17 protein-coding genes and 1 tRNA gene are annotated in these 17,900 nt (G+C 71.0%); 9 read left to right on the forward strand and 9 right to left on the reverse strand.

Annotated features, from left to right (window positions below):
- Nucleotides 1-65 precede the first annotated feature (65 nt).
- The 6 genes from HNR40_RS56175 (at nt 66) to HNR40_RS10160 (ending at nt 5,782) form a co-directional block, all read left to right on the forward strand.
- Nucleotides 66-1,874 (forward strand): serine/threonine-protein kinase, encoded by a 1,809-nt coding sequence (locus tag HNR40_RS56175; RefSeq protein WP_184960052.1) that lies wholly within the window; start codon nt 66-68, stop codon nt 1,872-1,874.
- A gap of 22 nt (nt 1,875-1,896) precedes the next feature.
- A complete protein-coding gene (locus tag HNR40_RS10140; RefSeq protein ID WP_184960054.1) occupies nt 1,897-3,210 on the forward strand; it encodes a protein kinase family protein in 1,314 nt (437 codons plus the stop codon).
- A gap of 37 nt (nt 3,211-3,247) precedes the next feature.
- Nucleotides 3,248-4,639: a DUF2510 domain-containing protein gene (locus HNR40_RS56180; protein WP_184960055.1), complete on the forward strand. Its 1,392-nt coding sequence runs from the start codon at nt 3,248-3,250 to the stop codon at nt 4,637-4,639.
- A 22-nt stretch (nt 4,640-4,661) separates the two neighbouring features.
- Complete coding sequence (gene orn / locus HNR40_RS10150) at nt 4,662-5,255, forward strand: oligoribonuclease (protein WP_184960056.1); 594 nt, start codon at nt 4,662-4,664, stop codon at nt 5,253-5,255.
- 67 nt (nt 5,256-5,322) lie between these two features.
- Nucleotides 5,323-5,395 (forward strand) — tRNA-His (locus HNR40_RS10155).
- 159 nt (nt 5,396-5,554) lie between these two features.
- Nucleotides 5,555-5,782, forward strand: a complete 228-nt coding sequence (locus HNR40_RS10160; protein ID WP_184960057.1) for a helix-turn-helix domain-containing protein — start codon at nt 5,555-5,557, stop codon at nt 5,780-5,782.
- A gap of 122 nt (nt 5,783-5,904) precedes the next feature.
- Here HNR40_RS10160 and HNR40_RS10165 read toward each other — a convergent pair whose 3' ends face one another.
- Nucleotides 5,905-6,237: a nuclear transport factor 2 family protein gene (locus tag HNR40_RS10165; protein ID WP_184960058.1), complete on the reverse strand. Its 333-nt coding sequence runs from the start codon at nt 6,235-6,237 to the stop codon at nt 5,905-5,907.
- A gap of 86 nt (nt 6,238-6,323) precedes the next feature.
- Here HNR40_RS10165 and HNR40_RS10170 point away from each other — a divergent pair, with 86 nt between their 5' ends.
- Nucleotides 6,324-7,163, forward strand: a complete 840-nt coding sequence (locus tag HNR40_RS10170; protein WP_184960059.1) for a helix-turn-helix domain-containing protein — start codon at nt 6,324-6,326, stop codon at nt 7,161-7,163.
- On the opposite strand, the gene lat is transcribed toward HNR40_RS10170, so the two are convergent.
- From lat to HNR40_RS10195, 5 genes are all read right to left on the reverse strand, one after another.
- Nucleotides 7,135-8,406 (reverse strand): L-lysine 6-transaminase, encoded by a 1,272-nt coding sequence (lat, locus tag HNR40_RS10175; RefSeq protein ID WP_184960060.1) that lies wholly within the window; start codon nt 8,404-8,406, stop codon nt 7,135-7,137. The genes HNR40_RS10170 and lat overlap by 29 nt on opposite strands.
- Nucleotides 8,407-8,488: 82 nt before the next feature.
- Nucleotides 8,489-9,016 carry an HdeD family acid-resistance protein gene (locus HNR40_RS10180; RefSeq protein ID WP_184960061.1) on the reverse strand — a complete coding sequence of 176 codons (528 nt, stop codon included), beginning with the start codon at nt 9,014-9,016 and terminating at the stop codon, nt 8,489-8,491.
- A 46-nt stretch (nt 9,017-9,062) separates the two neighbouring features.
- Nucleotides 9,063-9,428 carry a PPOX class F420-dependent oxidoreductase gene (locus tag HNR40_RS10185; RefSeq protein WP_184960062.1) on the reverse strand — a complete coding sequence of 122 codons (366 nt, stop codon included), beginning with the start codon at nt 9,426-9,428 and terminating at the stop codon, nt 9,063-9,065.
- Nucleotides 9,425-10,072, reverse strand: a complete 648-nt coding sequence (gene trhA / locus HNR40_RS10190; protein ID WP_184960063.1) for a PAQR family membrane homeostasis protein TrhA — start codon at nt 10,070-10,072, stop codon at nt 9,425-9,427. Before trhA ends, HNR40_RS10185 begins: the two co-directional genes overlap by 4 nt.
- A 41-nt stretch (nt 10,073-10,113) precedes the next feature.
- Nucleotides 10,114-11,652, reverse strand: coding sequence for a penicillin-binding transpeptidase domain-containing protein (locus HNR40_RS10195; RefSeq protein WP_184960064.1), 1,539 nt, complete (start codon nt 11,650-11,652; stop codon nt 10,114-10,116).
- Between the two features lie 29 nt (nt 11,653-11,681).
- On the opposite strand from HNR40_RS10195, the gene HNR40_RS10200 reads away from it, so the two are divergent.
- Nucleotides 11,682-12,527, forward strand: coding sequence for a spermidine synthase (locus tag HNR40_RS10200; RefSeq protein WP_312896267.1), 846 nt, complete (start codon nt 11,682-11,684; stop codon nt 12,525-12,527).
- A gap of 18 nt (nt 12,528-12,545) precedes the next feature.
- Here the strand turns inward: HNR40_RS10200 and HNR40_RS10205 are convergent, their stop codons facing one another.
- On the reverse strand, nt 12,546-13,226 hold the full coding sequence (locus tag HNR40_RS10205) for a response regulator transcription factor (RefSeq protein WP_184960065.1): 681 nt from the start codon (nt 13,224-13,226) through the stop codon (nt 12,546-12,548).
- Nucleotides 13,219-14,928, reverse strand: coding sequence for a sensor histidine kinase (locus tag HNR40_RS10210; protein ID WP_184960066.1), 1,710 nt, complete (start codon nt 14,926-14,928; stop codon nt 13,219-13,221). Before HNR40_RS10210 ends, HNR40_RS10205 begins: the two co-directional genes overlap by 8 nt.
- A gap of 109 nt (nt 14,929-15,037) precedes the next feature.
- Here HNR40_RS10210 and HNR40_RS10215 point away from each other — a divergent pair, with 109 nt between their 5' ends.
- Nucleotides 15,038-16,378, forward strand: coding sequence for a serine hydrolase (locus HNR40_RS10215; RefSeq protein WP_184960068.1), 1,341 nt, complete (start codon nt 15,038-15,040; stop codon nt 16,376-16,378).
- On the opposite strand, the gene HNR40_RS10220 is transcribed toward HNR40_RS10215, so the two are convergent.
- Nucleotides 16,362-17,900 (reverse strand): amylo-alpha-1,6-glucosidase, encoded by a 1,539-nt coding sequence (locus tag HNR40_RS10220; protein WP_184960070.1) that lies wholly within the window; start codon nt 17,898-17,900, stop codon nt 16,362-16,364. The two genes, HNR40_RS10215 and HNR40_RS10220, sit on opposite strands and share 17 nt — an antisense overlap.

Below are 17,900 nucleotides of genomic sequence, written 5' to 3' on the forward strand. Positions count from 1 at the left end.
GACGGGTTACACTGCCGAGCGTCTGCTGTGGGTGGGGGCCCTGACGACTCCAGAGAAGAGGCGTTATGTATGGGCATTGGGGGGTTCCCGGCTACACCGAGGTACGCGAACTCGGGGCCGGTGCGTCAGGACGCGTAGTCCTGGCCACCAGGGACCATGACGGCGAGCAGGTCGCCATCAAGTACCTGTCCGACGAGTTGCGCGCCGACGTCACGTTCGTCGCGCGCTTCCGCCATGAGGCCCGCCTGCTGGGCACCATGCGCAGCCCGTACAACGCCCGGCTGATCGACTACGTCGAGACCGGCGAGGGCGCCGCCATCATCATGGACCTGGTCAACGGCGTCTCCCTGCGCGAGGTCCTCAGCTCGGAGGGCCCCACGGGGCCCGAGGCCGCGCTGACGGTCCTGAAGGGCTCGCTGCTCGGCCTGTCCGAGGCCCACGCTGTCGGCGTGGTCCACCGGGACTTCAAGCCCGAGAACGTGATCGTCCAGGGCGACGGCACCAGCAAGCTGGTCGACTTCGGCATCGCCGTACGGGCCGGGCAAGGGGCCAACACGTCGGGCACGCCGCCGTACATGGCGCCCGAGCAGTGGTCGGGCGCGCCCGCGTCGCCCACGACCGACGTGTACGCGGCCACGATCGTCTTCTTCGAATGCCTGACCGGCGCCCGGCCCTACCGGGCGACCAACCTGGCCGCGCTGGCCCGCCAGCACCACAGCACGCCGCCGCCGGTCGACGAGGTTCCCGAGGCGCTTCGGGGGCTGGTCGAGCGGGGGCTGGCCAAGCATCCCACCGAACGTCCGCCGACGGCCGACGCGCTGCTGGCGGAGCTGGAGGCGGTGGCGGTCGAGGCGTACGGGCCGGGCTGGGAGGAGCGCGGGCACCGCCGCCTGGCCAGGCTGGCCGGGTTGCTGCTGCTCATGTTCCCGACGCCGCCCGAAGAGGTGGCCGAGGTCGCGACGACGATGGCGCGTACCGATCTCACGTCACCGGCGGCCAAGCTGATGACCAAGCTGGGGGCGAAGGTCGCGATCGGGGCGGTCTGCACCGGTGTGCTGGTGGCCGTCGCGATCGTGGTGGTCAGCTCCTCCGACGACGAGCCCACGCTCCAAGCCGCACGCAGTACGCCCACCGCCAGCGCGTCATCGCTCGAAGTGCCGCTCCCGGAGGAGACCACACCGGAGCCGACACCCGAGGCGACCACGCCCGAGCCGACCCCGGAGCCGTCCGTCTCGGTGACCGCGGCGCCGCCGCCCGTGGCGGTGACGACGAAGCCGCCCGTCAAGACCCCGACCCCGAAGCCCACGCCCACTCCCAAGGCGACGCCGACCAAGACGAAGAAGCCGGCCAAGACGCCGTCGCCCAGCGAGACGCCGGACGAGGGCATCACGGGACGCTCCAGCGCCGACGAGACCTCGCCGCCGCCCAGCTCTTCGCCGCCCACCACCTCGGCCCCGCCGACCACCCAACCCCCCACGACCCGGCCACCCACCACCCAGCCGCCGACAACCCAGCCGCCCACGACCCGGCCGCCCGAGGGCGAACAGCCCCCGGAGAAGGAACCGACCCGCGGCGACCAAACCGACACCCAGCAGGGCACGCGCTCCCGGCAGGCCGGCTCCCAGCGAGCCGCGGGCTCCCAGGCACAGTCGGCCCCCCGGGCCGCCGCCCAGCAGGGCGCCGGGTCCGGTGACGCGGTCCAGGAGGACGGCGCGGCTCTGGAGGGGGTCGCCTCCGAGGGGTTCGCCTCCGAGGGGTTCGACGGGAAGGGCGTGGCGGCGGTGCTGGCCTTCGGGCTGGTGACGTCCGGCGCGGTTCCCGTCACACTTGCGGTGAAGCGCCGCATGTCTGGCAGGCACCGCAGGAGGCGCTAGGAGACCCGGGGGTACGACGGCGATGAGCAACGCGAGCGAGTCCATCGCCGGTTACCGGCTCACGGACCACACCCGCATCACCGAACTCGGCACCTGGTTCGACGCGATCACGCCGTCCGGCCGCAGGGCGGGCGCGCTGCGGTTCGACGGCGGCGTGGTCGGCCTGCCCGGCGTGCGCGAGCGCGTCGTGGCCACGGTGGTGGCCGACCGGCCGCTGACGCAGAACGGGCTGAGCGGCCTGGTGCAGGTGGCCGACGTGGTGGCGGCGGGCGAGGAGGTGTGGCTGCTCACGGCCGGACCGGTCAGCCCGTCGCTGGGCGATCTCATGGCGGCGCGGGCGGTGGACCCGCCGGGGGCGGCAGCCGTACTCGTGGAGACGGCGCAGACGCTGCAGGCCCTGCACGCGTCGGGACTGGCGCACGGCGCCCTGCACCCGGGCACGGTCGTGATCGGCGACGACGGCTCCGCGGTGCTGATCGAGCGCGGCCTGGCCGACGCGATCAGAGGGCTGCGGGCCGAGCCCGAGCGGGACGTGGCGGCGTGGGCGTCACTGGCCAGGGCGCTGGGCGCGGACTGCCCGGCGCCGTCCGCGCAGCTGCTCGACCGGGCGGCGGCCACGGCCACGCTCCACGGGCTGGCGGCGGCCAGGGACGTGCTGCTCGGCCAGCGTGAGGTACTGCCCGGCGGACAGATCACCCGCGACCGGCTGGCCCAGGAGGTGCGTAACCGGACGACCTTGGAGATCGGCGTCAACCCGATCCCCGATCGCGACGAGGGCGAGATCGTCACCCTGCTGCACGTTCCCGCGCTGGAGCAGCAGCACTTCGGACCCGGGGTGGCGGCGTCCATCGGCACCACGGCGGAGCGGATCTGGCGGGAGGGCCGGGCCGACGCCGTCGGGGCGCCGGGCAAGCGGCGCGGGCGGGCCGCGCGGGCCAGGCGGCGGCGGACGATCCTGGCGGCGGCGGTGTTCGCGGTGATCGTGGCGGGGGCGTTGCTGGCGTGGTTCCGGCTGAGCGGGCCGTCGACGCCGCTGGCGGTGACCTCGGTCGACGTGACGGCGCCGAAGAAGGCCCAGGGCTGCGACGCGGACGTGCTGATCAGCGGCAAGATCATCACGAACGGCGCATCCGGGGAGATCGTCTACGAGTGGGCGCAGAGCGACAGGAAGGAGAAGATCCGCCAGACGCAGCGCACCACCTCCGACAAGTCGTCCTACACGGTGCCGCTGAAGTGGACGGTGTCGGGCAAAAGCACGGCCAAGCTCACGGCGACGCTGACCGTGGTCTCGCCGCAGCGCCTGCAGGACAAGGCGAGCTTCACCTACAAGTGCTGACAATGCATCTCATAGCAGTTCTTACTACTCTGGCGACATGACCTCGCAGACCCCCGCGGGCTGGTACCCCGACCCCTACGGATCGCCCCAACTCCGCTGGTGGGACGGCAACCAGTGGACCGATGCCACGCACGCGCAGGAGCAGACTCCCCCGACCCTCGTCGAGGGCGGCACGGACTGGTCGGCCCACCCGGCCAACCCCACGCTGCAGTTCGGCCAGCCCACGCAGGGCCAGAGCCAGTACGGCCAGCCGGACCCCCAGGCGTCCTCCGGCCCCCAGCCGCCTCCGGGGTCCACACCCTTCGCCCAGCCGTCATCCGGCGCGAACCCGTACGCCCCACCTTCTTCCGGCGCGAACGCCTACGAGCAGCCGCCCGCCGCGAACCCGTACGCCCAGCCGTCATCGGGCGGAAACCCGTACGGACAACCGCCGTCCGGCGCGAACCAGTACGCGCAGCCGTCCTTCGCCGAGAACCCCTACGCCCAGCAACAGCCGGGCCAGCAAGCCCAGCAGCCGGGCCAGCACACCCAGCCGGGCCAGTACGCCCAGCCGGGCCAGTTCAACCAGCAGCCAGGCCAGTACGGCCAGCCCCCCTACGGCCAGCAGCCGACCGCCCAGTACGGGCAGTACGGCCAGCTCCCCGGCCCCACCGCCTACGGCCAGCAGCCCAAGAAGCCCGGCGGCCCCCTGCCCTGGATCCTCGGCGGCGTGGGCGTGCTGGTCGTGGTGGCGCTGATCGTGGTGGCCGCGGTCGTCGTGGTCAACAGGACCGGCGGCACCACCGCCCAGGAGACCCCGCCGCCCTCCTCGGACATCTTCCCGACCCCGACCGAGACCGAGGACCCGGGCACCACCTCCACCCCGGACCCGGCGCCCTCGACGATGCCCGGCATCCAGGACGGCCGCATCACCGACCCCCAGGCGGGCGTCTCGTTCCAGGCGCCCGAGGGCTGGACGGTCCCCCCGGCCGACCGGGTCAACGGCACCGACCCGACGCAGCAGCGGTGGACCAGCGCGGTCGAGGCGGTCTCGCACGAGAAGTACAACGGCGAGTCCAACTGGATCGGCAACGTCTACAGCGGCGCGCTGAACGAGCTCTACCCCTATGAGAACGGCCAGAGCCTGCAGACGGCGGCCGGCGCGGTGCTGGCCTCGTTCAGCAACTACTACCAGCTCACGCACACCCGCAAGATCGTCAAGAACGAGGCGCTCAAGATCGGCGACAAGGACGCGTGGGTGTTGCAGTTCGAGCTCGACTTCTCCAAGATCTCCGAGGAGAAGAAGTACAAGTGGAAGAAGGAGAACGGCGCGGTGGTGCTCATGGACAGGGGTCCGGGCGAGCGTCCGGCGCTGGTTTACATCTCCGTTCCGGACAATCTGGGCACCGATGTGGTGGACCAGGTTATCGGCTCGCTCAAGCCCGCCTGAGCAGGGGCACTAGGCTGACCCCATGAGTGACTTGCTCGTATGGATCGACTGCGAGATGACCGGCCTCGACCTGAGTCGTGACGCGCTCGTCGAAGTGGCGTGCGTCATCACCGACAGCGAGCTCAACCAGGTGGACGAGGGCGTCGACGTGGTCATCAAGCCCCCGCCGGAGTCGCTGGAGCAGATGTCGCGGGTGGTGCGCGAGATGCACACGGCCTCGGGTCTGCTGCCGCAGCTCGCCGGCGGGGTCACGCTGGCCGAGGCCGAGTCGCTCGTGCTGGAGTACATCCGCCGCCACGTGCCCGAGTCGAAGAAGGCGCCGCTGTGCGGCAACTCGATCGGCACCGACCGCACGTTCATCTCGCGTGACATGCCCGCGGTCGACGCGTACCTGCACTATCGGATGATCGACGTGTCGTCGATCAAGGAGCTGGTGCGCCGCTGGTATCCGCGGGTCTACTTCGCCGCGCCGGAGAAGCAGGGCGGCCACCGGGCCCTCGCGGACATCACCGAGTCGATCAGGGAGCTGCGCTACTATCGGGCCGCGGTGTTCGTCGGCCAGCCGGGTCCCGATTCGGTCACGGCCCGCGGACTCGCCGAACGTGTCAGCGGTTAATCGGGTGGCGTAAAGACTCCCGAACACCGCTACACTTTTCCTGTGCCGCCGCGATGCGGCACGCATGGTGGGTGTAGCTCAGTTGGTAGAGCGCCAGGTTGTGGTCCTGGATGTCGCGGGTTCAAGTCCCGTCACTCACCCTTGGTGACATGGCCGGTCCTGAAGGACCGGCCATCGTCGTTTTCTCCGGCATCGTCCCCAAACCAAGACTTTGCGAGTTATGCTCGCTGTCTACCGCTAGCGCCGGAAGCACGGGGGTCCCTCGGCGATCTGACCGACATCGTGCCCACGGAGGCCGGATGAGAGTCGACGACACCGCCTTCGGCGGCGTGTTCACATCCTTAAGCAAGCGCGAGGCAGAGGTCATGGATCTGATAGCCACAGGTCAGTCCAATGGCCAGATAGCCCAGCGCTTGTTCCTGAGCGAGAAGACAGTGAAAAACCACGTCAATCGCATCTACGCCAAACTCGGCGTGGATTCCCGCGTCACCGCCATAGGCCTGTGGAACTCAAGGTCTGACGACTAGTTTCCCGTACGGCAGAGCCGCCCCCACCCCAACCGCCACACAGGGCTGGGGGCCCTCCAGGGTGACGCTCCTCCGCCGCACCGCCCGACCGCCGTGACGCGCGCCCGCGCCCGGCTGGGTGGTCACTCCATGCCCACCTTCAGATAGCCGGTCGCCTCGGCGATCAGGCCGTCGCGCAGCCGCATGAGGTTGAGGCCCCTGGTGACGGCGCCGCCCGAGGCGAACCTCCACCGGATGACCGCCTGGTCGCCCAGCACGCTGACGTCCTCGACCGTCCAGGTGAGCGTCTCGTCAGCGGCCAGCGCCGACCAGAAGCGCAGCGCTTCGCCGGGCCCGGTGTAGGCGGCCCCGTCCACGTTCTCCAGCGCGCAGTCGGCGGCCACCAGAGCGGGCAGGCCGGAGGGGTCGTGGGTGCGGAAGGCGGCGTTGAAATCGTCGATCACGTTTTTCGTCATGCCGACGATCCTGCTCGGCGGCGCGCGGGGCGGCAATTCCCGGCAGGGAATCGTGGCTAGCGCCCGGTTTGGGCTAGAAAGTGCTTGTGGAACGATTCGGAAGCGCGCTGAAGCACTGGCGCGGCGTCCGCCGGGTCAGCCAGCTTGAGCTGGCCGGGCGCGCGGGCACGACGCAGCGGCATCTCAGCTTCATGGAGAGCGGGCGCTCGCGGCCCGGCAGGGAGATCGTGGTCCGGCTGTCCGACTCGCTCGGGCTGTCGCCGCGTGAGCGCAACGGGCTCCTGCTGGCCGCTGGGTACGCTCCGGCCTTCCCGGAGTCCCACCTGGACGACCCCGTGCTGCGGCCGGTCAGGGAGGCATTGGAGCGCGTGCTGGAGGGGCATCTGCCGTACCCGGCCGTGGTGGTGCGGCCCTACGGCGAGCTGCTCGCCGCCAACGCGGCCTTCGAGGTCCTGACCGAGGGCGCCGCGCCGGAGTTGCTGGAGCCGCCGGTGAACCTGTTCCGGCTGGCGCTGCATCCTCGGGGCATGGGCGCGCGGGTGGCGAACCTGGCCGACTGGGGACGGCACGTGGTGGAGAACCTGCGGGCCCAGCTGCTGCGCAGCCCCGATCCTCGGCTGGACGTCTACATCGAGGAGCTGGAGTCCTATCTGCCCGAGGCGGCGCCGGGGCCCGAGCACCTGGGCTTCGCCGTCCCGCTGCGGCTGTGCTCACGGGACGGCGAGCTGCGGCTGCTGACCACGATCACCTCGTTCGCCACCGCGATGGACGTGACGGTCGCCGAGCTGCACCTGGAGGCGTTCCTGCCCGCCGACGCGGCCACGGCGACCGCCCTGCGCGACCGGGCCCTCAGATCAGACCCCGAGCGGGCGCCCAGACCAGGGTCCGAGGGGGCGCTCAGGCCAGGGTCCGTGCGATCGCCTTGAGGCCGTGGTCCAGGTCTTCTTCCGTGATGTTCAGGGCGGGGCGCAGCCGTACCGACCGCTCGCCGCACGGCAGGACCAGGACGGCCTCGTCCTCCCTCAGCCGGCGGACCAGCGCGTCGCGGGCGGCCGGGTCGGGCAGGTCGAAGGCGATCATGAAGCCGCGGCCGCGGGCGTTCGACATCAGGTCGGGGTGCTCGGCCTGGATCTTGGTCAGTCCTTCGAGCGCCTGCTCGCCGAGCGTGGCGGCGCGGGCGATGAGGTCGTCGCGCTCGATGATCTCCAGGAGGGCGCGGGAGCGGACCATGTCGACCAGCCCGCCGCCCCAGGTGGAGTTGATCCGGCTGCTGACCTGGAAGACGTTGTCGGCGACCTCGTCCACCCTGCGCCCGGCCATGATGCCGCCCACCTGGACCTTCTTGGCGAAGGCCACGATGTCGGGTTCGAGGCCGAGCTGCTGGTAGGCCCAGGGGGTGCCGGTGGTCCCCGCGCCGGTCTGCACCTCGTCCAGGACGAACAGCGCGTCGTACTCGTGGCACAGCTGCTGCATCGCCCGCAGGAACTCCGGGCGCATGTGGTTGTCGCCGCCCTCGCCCTGGATGGGCTCGGCGATGAAGCAGGCGATTTCGTGGGGGTGGGCCTCGAACGCGGCGCGGGCCTGGGCCAGGGCGCGCGCCTCCGCGGCCTCCACGTCGCCGTGGTGGATCGCGGGGACCTCGATGCGCGGCCAGTCGAAGGTGGGGAAGCGGTCGGTCTTGGCCGGGTCGGTGTTGGTGAGGCTGAGCGTGTAGCCGCTGCGGCCGTGGAAGGCGCGGGTCAGGTGCAGGACCTTGGTCCCGAGGGCACGGCCGCGCCCGGCCGCCTCGTTGCGCCGGCTCTTCCAGTCGAAGGCGGTCTTGAGCGCGTTCTCGACGGCCAGCGCCCCGCCCTCCACGAAGAACAGGTGGGGCAGTTCAGGATCGCCGAGCACGCGGCTGAAGGTGTCGGCGAAGTCGGCCAGGTGCTCGGTGTACATGTCCGGGTTGGCGGGCTTGTTACGCGCCACCTCGCCCAGGAGTCGTGCCGTTCCCGCGTCGAACGGGGGGTTCACGCCCAGCGGAGCCGAGGCGAAGAAGGTGTAGAAGTCCAGGTACTTGCGGCCGGTGCGCAGGTCGGTGAGCCAGGAACCCTGGCTGCGTTCGAGGTCGAGCACCAGCCGGTAGCCGTCGACGAGGAGATGGCGGGCGAGGCGGTCGAGTACATCCATGTCTTCCTCCCGGGTGAGCCAGACACGACATACCTTCCCTATAGATGCCGTAAATACCCGTAAACTTTCCGTGCCCATCGCTTCACGGCGCGAGCTTCTTCACCTTGAAGGACAGGACGACCATCGCGACGCCGTAGATGATGGCGAAGACGCCGAGCAGCCAGGTCAGCGTGAGCATCCCGGTGGCCGGCCAGATGATGAGCAGGATGCCGAAGATCACCGAGAGCACGCCGCCCAGGATGAGCATCCACTCGTTGTCGATCTCCTTGCGGAGCGCGATGCCGGCGACGATCTCGGCGATGCCGGTGAAGATCGCCCAGAAGGCGATGACGTAGAGCAGCGCGAGCGCGGTGATCCCCGGCCAGGCGAAGGCCACGATGCCGGCGAGGATGCCGATGATGCCGGAGATGATCAGCCAGGCCCTCGACTGCACGCTGTGGCCGAAGGCCGCGAAGAGCGAGAAGAGGCCGCTGACGATCGCGTAGGCGCCGAAGAAGATCACCAGGACGTACAGCGTGATCCCCGGCCAGACCAGCGCCAGGATGCCGAAGATGATGGCGCAGATGCCTCGGATGAGTACGAGCCACCACGTGCGCGCGATTTGCTCCATGCCCCGATGCTTTCCAGAAAGATCACTCATGGAGACCCCGATGGGGTCAAATATCGGTGATCCGGATGGCAAGAGTTCCGGTGGCGCCCCTTCTGAGCCGGCTGCCCAGCAGGGTGATCCGCCCGATCAGGCCGTACTTGCGCCGCAGCAGGTCGCGCACCCGCTCCGACTCCCCGGCCGGGAGGATCTCCGCCTTGCCGTCCACGGCCGGGCCGGTCACCTTGCCGCGCAGGTCGCACGGGGCGACGGTGACGCGCGGGTTGGCCCGGACGCGCTTGACCTTCCAGGAGTCGGCGACCGTCCAGATCACGACCGCCTCGCCGTCGCGGGCGCACCAGACCGGGGTGGCCACCGGGGTGCCGTCGCGCTTGAAGGTGGTCACCGACACGTACCGCTCATCACCGAGGTTCACACGTGGGAGTACACCACGATCGACACGGCGATGTACTGCACCAGGTACGCGGCCAGCGTGAAGGCGTGGAAGACCTCGTGGAACCCGAACCACGCGGGTGACGGGTCCGGGCGGCGCAGGCCGTACACGATGGCTCCGGCGCTGTAGAAGACGCCGCCCACGGCCACCAGGATGACGGCGGCGATGCCCGCGCCCTCCAGCAGTTGAGGCATCACGAAGACGGCCGTCCAGCCGAGCGCGAGGTAGAGGACGGTGTAGAGCCAGCGCGGCGCCCCCATCCAGAAGACGCGGAACAGCACGCCCATCAGCGCGCCGCCCCAGATGACCGAGACGACCGCGATGCGGGCGACGCCGGACATGGCCAGCAGGGCGAAGGGCGTGTAGGTGCCCGCGATGATCAGGTAGATGTTGGCGTGGTCGAACCGGCGCAGCACCTCGGCCAGCCTGGGGCCGAGCGTGCCGCGGTGATAGGTGGCCGAGATGCCGAAGAGCAGCCCCGAGGTGACGGCGTAGATCGCCGAGGCCAGCCGTGCCTGCAGCGTCGGGCCGAGTGCCACGAGCGCGAATCCCGCGACAAGCGTCACGGGCAGCGCCCCCGTGTGCAACCAGCCGCGCAGCCTGGGCTTCGCGAAGGTGGTCGTCATATAACTTACGGTACCGTAGGTTAGGTACCCCTTAGCAACCCCTACAGCCCTTGCAGGAAGCGCACCGCGATGGGGACGGCGGCCGAGCGGCCCGAGCCGCCGTTGCGGACGAACACGCAGAAGGCCAGGTCGTCCTGGTAGCCGATGAACCAGCCGTGCTCGCTCCCCGTGTCCACCTCGGCGGTGCCGGTCTTGCCCGCCACGCCCTCGGGCAGGCCGGCGCCGGCGGCGGTGCCGTACTCGACCACGCCCCGCATCATCTCCCGCAGCCCCTCGGCCACGTCCGCGTCCAACTCGACGTCGAGCAGGGGCGGGCCGTCGAGGTCGGCCGCCTCGTCGGCGGGCAGCAGCCGGGGCGAGCGCCACACGCCGCTCTCGACCGCGGCGGCGACGGCGGCCATGCACAGCGGCGTGGCCTGCACGCTCGCCTGGCCGATGGCGGCCTCGCCGAGCCAGTCCAGGTTCAGCTTGTCCGGCTCGGGGATCCGGCCGCAGGCGCCGCCCGCGCCGGTGGGCACCTGCATGCCGCGAAAGCCCCAGGGGGCGGCGGCCTCGATCAGGTCGCCCGGCTCCATGCGGGTGGTGACCTCCTCGACGAAGGTGGTGTTGCAGGAGTGCGCGAACGCCTCGGTCAAGCTGATCGTGCCCCGGTCGGTGCCGCCGGCGTTCGTGAAGGACCTGAAGTTGGGGATCTGGTAGGTACCCGGGCAGTCGACCTGCGACGATCCGGACAGCCCGGTCCCCATCAGCGCCGCGGCCACCACGGTCTTGAACGTCGAGCCGGGCGGGAAGTACGTGGTGAACGCCTTGCTGCCGCGCTCCAGCCGGTCGGCCACGCCGACGATCTCGCCGGTGCTCGACCGGATCGCCACGATGGCCGCGTCCGAGACGCCGTCCAGGGCCCGCGCGGCGGCGGCCTGCACGGCGCGCGAGAGCGTGGTCTTCTGCGCCTTGGGCTTGGACACCTTGCTGATCAGCGTCTGGGTGCTGTCGTCCGGCAGGATCGCCTGCAGCGCGGTGCCCTTCTTGTGCGGGTACGCGTCGGCCACCTTCTCCAGGTAGTACGCGGCGTAGTTGTTCTCAGGGAAGCGCTCTCCCTCACTGGTGACCAGCTCGACCGAGGGCGCCTGCACCGAGGCCAGCTCCAGGATGCCGTTGTCCTTGAGCAGCGGGTGCAGGGTCTCCGGGGACCAGAGGACGTGCCAGCCCTTCTCGCGTACGGCCAGCCTCAGCGTGCCCTGGAACTCCCACCAGCCGAGCTCGCGTAATTTCCGCCTCCCGGTGAACGGCACCTCGGCGCTCTGCTCGCCGGTCATCGTGAGCGCGCCGGGGGTCAGCTCGATGGCGTCCACGCGCAGCGAAGTGGACAGGGTCAGGTGCCGTTCCATGAAATCGTCGGGCACCTGGAAGACGAGCCTGCTCATGGCCTGCACGTCGCCGCGGCGCCAGGCGGTGAAGTACGACGCGGCCGTCCGCTCCGGGCTTCCGTGCGTGCTGTTGGCCGCGAGGACCGCGAAGGCTCCCGCCCCCATCACCGCCAGAAGCGCAATAAGGAGGACAATCAGCCTTCGTCGTCGCATACCGTTTCTCCCAGGGAAGGGGACAGAAAGTGGCACGTGGACAGCGGGAGCCGATGCCCGGCCGGTACCCGGTGACGTTCGGTGAAGTCGAGCTGCTCCGGGATCTGGACAGGCAGGACGGCTGGGTGCTGTCCAAGGATGGCGTACCTCAGTCATACATCGACCTACAAGACCCCACATTTCTGGAATTTGAATATGTGCGGCTGATGGCCGATGTGATCGACGTCATGGATGACGGCCCGCTCAGCTGTCTGCACGTCGGCGGGGGTGCGTGCTCCATCCCCCGCTACGTCTCCGCCACCCGCCCCGGCTCCCGCCACATCGTCCTCGAGCCCGACGGCCTGCTGGTCAACCTCGTGCGCGAACAGCTCGACCTGCGCTCGGTCCCCAAGCTCAAGGTGATCGTCGCCGGCGGCAGGGAGGGCACCCAGAAGGTCTGGGACGACAGCGCCGACCTGGTCGTGCTCGACGCCTTCACCGCCGCCACGATGCCGGTCGAACTGGCCACCACCGAGTACCTGGCCGACCTGGCGCGCGTGCTGCGCCCCACCGGCACGCTGCTGATCAACATCGCGGACGGCAAGGGCCTGGCCTTCGCCCGCCGCCTGCTGGCCACCGTCACCGCCGCCTACGGCCACGTCGCGCTGCTGGCCGAGCCCGCCATCATGCGCGGGCGCCGCTTCGGCAACCTCATCGTCGCCGCCTCCCGCACCGCCCTGCCCGTCGACCTGCTCACCCGCCGCGCGGCCGGCGGCCTCACCCAGGCCAGATGCGTGTACGGCGAGGCCCTCACGAACTTCGTCGCCGGCGCCGCCCCCATCCGCGACGGCGACCCGGTCCTCGCCCCGGTGCCGCCCCCGTCGGTCTTCGGATGAGGCTCTTGGGATGAGGCCTCAGCCCTCCAGGTAGGCCAGCACCGCGGCCACCCGCCGGTTGACGTCGCCGGTGTTCTCCAGCCCGAGCTTGGAGAAGATCACGTTGACGTGCTTCTCCACCGACGACAGCGACAGGTGCATCGCCCGCCCGATCGCGGGGTTGGAGCGCCCCCGCGCCATCTCCCGCAGCACCTCGCGCTCCCGCTCGGTCAGCGAGCCGAGCGGCGAGCCGCCCCCGCCGCGCACCTCCCGCCGCGACATCAGCCCCTCGACCACCTTGGGGTCGATCACCGAGCCGCCCTCGGCCACCGCGGTGATCGCGCCGAGCAGCTCGTCGAGGTCGCCGACCCGGTCCTTCAGCAGGTAGGCGAAGCCCTCGGTGCCCTTCTTGAACAGCTCGAAGGCGTAGAGCGCGTCGCCGAACTGCGACAGCACCACCACCCCGACCCCGGGAAACGCCGACCGGACGGCGTGGGCCGCGTCGATGCCCTCGAATCCGGCCCGCCAGCCGCCGCCCGGCATCCTGATGTCGGTGACCACCACGTCGGGCGAGAACCTGCGGACCGCGTCGAGCAGCTCGTCGGCATTGCCCACCGCGGCCACCACCTCGACCCGCCCCGACGTCTCCAGCAGCCGCCTGGTGCCCTCGCGCACCAGGTAGTGGTCGTCGGCCACGACCATACGCAGCGGCTCAGCCATGTGCCGGCACCCACGCGCTCACCGTGGTCCCCTCTCCGATCGTGCTCGACACCTCCAGGCCGCCGCCGAGCGCGCTCAGCCGGTCGGCCAGGGCGCCCAGGGCGGTGGCTGACGGCTCGAAGCCCCTGCCGTCGTCACGGACCGAGGCCCGCAGCCGGCCGTCGTGGTGCGACAGCCGTACCTCTATCTTTCCAGCGGCGGCGTGCTTGAGCGCGTTGGCCAGCGCCTCGCTGACGGTGAAGTAGAGGGCGCCTTCGATCTCGTCGGCGAAGCGGGCCGCGCGCAGGTCCGGGTCGGCCAGCACGGTCGTCGGCACCGGCAGGCGGGCGCAGCGCGACTCCACCGCCTCCACCAGGCCGCCCTGCGCCAGCACGGACGGATGGATGCCGGCGGCCAGCTCCCGCAGGTCGTCGAGGGTCTGGCGGGCCTGCTCGCGCAGCGGCGGCAGCATCTCGGGCGCGCCGCCGGATGCGCGGGCCAGCTCCAGCCCGGCGATGAGCGCGACGAGCTGCTGCTGCACGCCGTCGTGGATGTTGCGCTCCAGCCGCCGCCGCTCGGCCTCCTGGGCGTTGACCAGCCGCCCGGCCAGCGCGGCGCTGCGGATGGCCAGCCCGACCGGCACCGCGAAGGCGTGCAGCAGCCGCCGGTCCTCGGCGGTGAAGCGCCCCTGGTTCTTCTCCCCCACGGCCAGCTCCCCGAGCCCGCCGGCCACGCGCTCGCGCACGGTCGCCTCGCCCTGCCTCTCGCCCGCGGTGAAGCGCGGGCCGCCGGTGAGTGACACCTCCGCCCACCGCACGTCCAGCCCCTCCCGTACGGCCCGCGCCAGCCCGGCCAGCTGCTCCCCCGGCTCGGCGTCCTGGAGCTCCGGCGACAGCTCGGACAGCAGCTCGCTCACCGTGGGCCGCATGTCGAAGACGAGCGAGAGCCTGGAGCCCCGGATGCCGAGCCGGATGTCGAGCAGCCGGTGCCGCACCAGCGCGACGCCGATCGCCCCCGGCACCGCCGCCACCACGGTCATGGTCCCGATGCCCACGATCGCCAGGTGATCGGCGAGCAGGTAGAACAGCACCACCGCGAACCCGATGACACCGAGCGCGCTCCCGCAGATCATCCACAGGTACTGCGGCCGCTCCTGTGCCCCCGCCCGCCGCCACCGCACGACCAGCCCGAAGAGCACGACGATCGCCATGGTGTACACGACCATCTGCGCCAGTCCGCTGACCATCGAGGCCACCAGGTCGGCCGGGCCGGTCATGACGGGCGGCCCCTGTTTGAACGGGTCCAGGGACGACTGGGTCGTCGCCACCGCGTGCAGGGCGATCGCCACCCCGGCGATCCAGGCGACCGGCCGCCACCGCCGCGAGGGCAGCCGGCCGTCGGGGAACAGCAGCGGCAGGAAGACCCACACCAGCCCGTAGAAGACCGCGAACGCGGCGGTGAACCCGTTGCCCAGAAAGTCCGCGCCCGCGTGCCGGGCCAGCGCGCTGCCCAGCGTGCCCACGCCGAGGCTGCAGGCGGTGGCCAGCAGCAGCCAGCCGTACGGGATCTCGGGGCGGCGCAGCGTGATCAGCCAGCCGAGCACGGGGGTGAGCAGGCCGATCAGCATGAAGAGCCACTGGTCGACCCCATTGCCGTCCATCATCGAGCCGATGATCAGGCTCACCCCGGACAGCACCGCCAGGGCGCTCGCGAACGCTCTCATGGGTATCCATCCTGCTCAGAGGCCATGCGTCACGTCTATGCGGTTGACCGCATACCGGTGTGCGGTCAACCCGGTGGGTACGGCGGGCCCGGGTCGCCAGAGTGGAGCCATGATCCCTCGACTGACATCGAAGTCCCTGCTCGCCCTGGCCGTCGCCGCGACGCTGCTGGCCGGATCAGGCGTCGCGACCGCCGCCGGCGCCACGGCCGGCCCGTCGCCCTCACCCACGGGCTCGCCCGGCGTGGAGATCCCCGCGACGCCCGCCGGGCAGCAGTTGCGCTGGGTGCTCGACGCCATCGGGCGCGCGCCGGTCCCGGAGAGCGAGATCAAGGAGCACATCGCCGACAGCTACCTCGCCGCGGTGCCGCCGGCCGAGGTCAACGCGTTCCTCCAGCAGCTGGCGGGGCTGACGCTGAACGCCGTGGACAGCTCCCGGCCGAAGCAGATCGAGGTCACGGCCACCCTGGCGGGCCACAAGCTCACGGTCACGCTGGGAGTCGACGACACCGGCAAGATCGATCTCCTGGGCGCCGAGCCGATCCTGCCCCTGCCTCCGGAGCCCAAGACCTGGAAGGAACTGGACGAGCGCCTCGCCAAGGTGGCGCCCCGGCACGCCTACCTGGCGGCGGAGATCAAGGGGAGCCGGATCCGCCCGATCCACGCGATCGGCCAGAACACCGACCGGCCGATCGGCTCCATGTTCAAGCTCTACATTCTCGGCGCGCTCGCCAAGCAGATCCGCCAGGGCAAGCTCTCCTGGAACACTCAGCTCACGATCACGCCGGAGCTGAAGAGCCTGCCCAGCGGCGAGTTGCAGGACCGTCCCAACGGCAGCAAGGTCAGCGTCCTGGAAGCGGCCACGCTGATGATCTCCATCAGCGACAACACCGGCACCGACATGCTCCTGCACAAGGTGGGCAAGAAGGCCGTCGAGAAGACCATGCGGGCCTGGGGCGCCCGGGACAAGAGGAACTTCCCGGTCCTCAGCACCCGGGAGATGTTCACGCTCAAGGGCGCCGACTATCCCAAGCACACCAAGGCCTACCTCGCGCTCGGCACGGCGGCCAAGCGTGCCTACCTGCGTGACACGATCGGCAAGCTGCCGCTCACCTCGATCGTGCCGTGGCTGAAGCCGCCGCGCGAGCTCGACACCATCGAATGGTTCGCCTCCCCCGCCGACATCGCCCGCGCCCACGCCGAGCTGCGCAAGTTCACCGACCCGAACGTCGGCCGGGTGATGTCCGTCAACCCCGGCAGCCTGGCGGAGGGCACCTGGTACAAGGGCGGCTCGGAGGTGGGCCTGCTGGCCCTCGGCCATTCCTACCGGGCGGCGAACGGGAAGGTCTACGCCATCACCACGCTGGCGACCGACCCGTCCGCGCCGTTCCCGGCCACCGCGACGCCCGAGTTGGTGTCTCTGGCGCGGGGCGCGGTCAAGCTGGCGAAGTGATCGCCAGGTCCAGGAAGAGGGCGGCCGACCAGCCGAAGCCGGTGGTCGCCCGCTTGGCCTTCCGGCCCGTCTCCGGGTTCCAGTACTCGTAGAGGCCGCCGCCGTCGCGGACCATGGCCAGCGTCCTGGCCACCAGGGCGTCGGCGGCCTCGCCGTACCCGGAACGGCGCAGCCCGTCGGCGAGCAGGTAGTTGACGTTCAGCCAGACCGGGCCGCGCCACATGGCGTCGGGGTCGTGGCGGGGGTCGTCGAAGGCCACGGTGGGCACCGGGCGTTCGCCCCAGAAGGAGGGCGAGCGGAGGTCGGCCACCAGGCGGTCGGCGACCTCCTTCGGCAGCCGGCCGGTGAACAGCGGCATCAGGTCCAGCGGGGTCCTGACCTCGGCCACGACCTCGCCGACCAGGGTGCGGAAGCGGGCGCCGGTCCAGCGTCGCCCGACCATGAGGTCGGTGAGCGCCTGGGCCCTGGCCCGCCAGTCCGCGGCCTCGGGGCGGCCGAGCTCGGCCGCGATGTCGGCCAGCCGGTCGTACTGGAAGGCCAGGTAGGAGTTGAGGTCCGGGGGTTCGGCGCGGGGGCCGTGGTCCCAGATCGGGCTGTCGTCCAGGCCGGATGAGTACGGGTGCAGGTACTCGGCCAGACCGTCGCCGTCCGGGTCGGAGCGCTCGAACCACCACTCCTGGGAGCGGACCAGCTTCGGGTAGACCTCTTCCAGGAAGCCGCGGTCGGGGGCGGCCTCGTGGATCTTCCAGACGGCCCACGCGGTCAGCGGGGGCTTGGTGACCGGCACGACCTCCCTGAGCGGCTCGCCGCCGACGTGCTCGGCCAGGCGGGCCAGGTCGGAGCGGGGCAGGTCGGTCGTCTCCGCCAGCGACCCGTGGTCGTGCACGACGTCGGGGATCAGCCCGTCCTCGCGCTGGTTGTCCAGCAGGATGCGGATCTGCTCGCGGGCCAGCTCCGGCTCCGCGTGCCGCAGGGCGATGGCGTGGAAGTAGGAGTCCCAGTTCCACAGGCCCACGTAGCCGTACTTGGAGGGGACGAGCGACTCGCGGCCCCTGATGTCGATCAGGTTGACCGCGAGCGTCCACCAGGCCATCTGGGCGCGCTCACGCAGGTCCTCGCGTACGGCGGGCAGCTTGGCGAACCAGGCCGCCCACCTTTCGGCCGCCTTCTCCGGGACGTCCTCGTGGACGCCCTCGCCCACGAGGGTGAACGTTCCTTCCACGGCGGCCTCGCCCTGGTCCCAGACCGCGCGGGCGCCGGTCCCGGTCAGGACCAAGGTCTCCGGGTCGGCGAAGGCCAGGCTCACGCCGTCCTCGAAGTCGATCCGGTCGGGGAGCGCCTGCCGTACCGGCAGCTCGTGGTCGCCGCGGAAGAGCCGCAGGCCCGTGAGGACGGCCGTCTCGCCGAGACGGGTCTCGTACAGGGCGCGGGCGATCCACAGGGAGCCGTCGTCGGCGGCCATCACCAGCAGGCGGGAGCCGCGGTCGGTGAAGGGGCGCTCGCGCAGGTCGAGGGTGAACAA

Origin of the sequence: Nonomuraea endophytica (assembly GCF_014203235.1) — a bacterium.
GTDB classification, from domain to species: Bacteria; Actinomycetota; Actinomycetes; order Streptosporangiales; family Streptosporangiaceae; genus Nonomuraea; species Nonomuraea endophytica.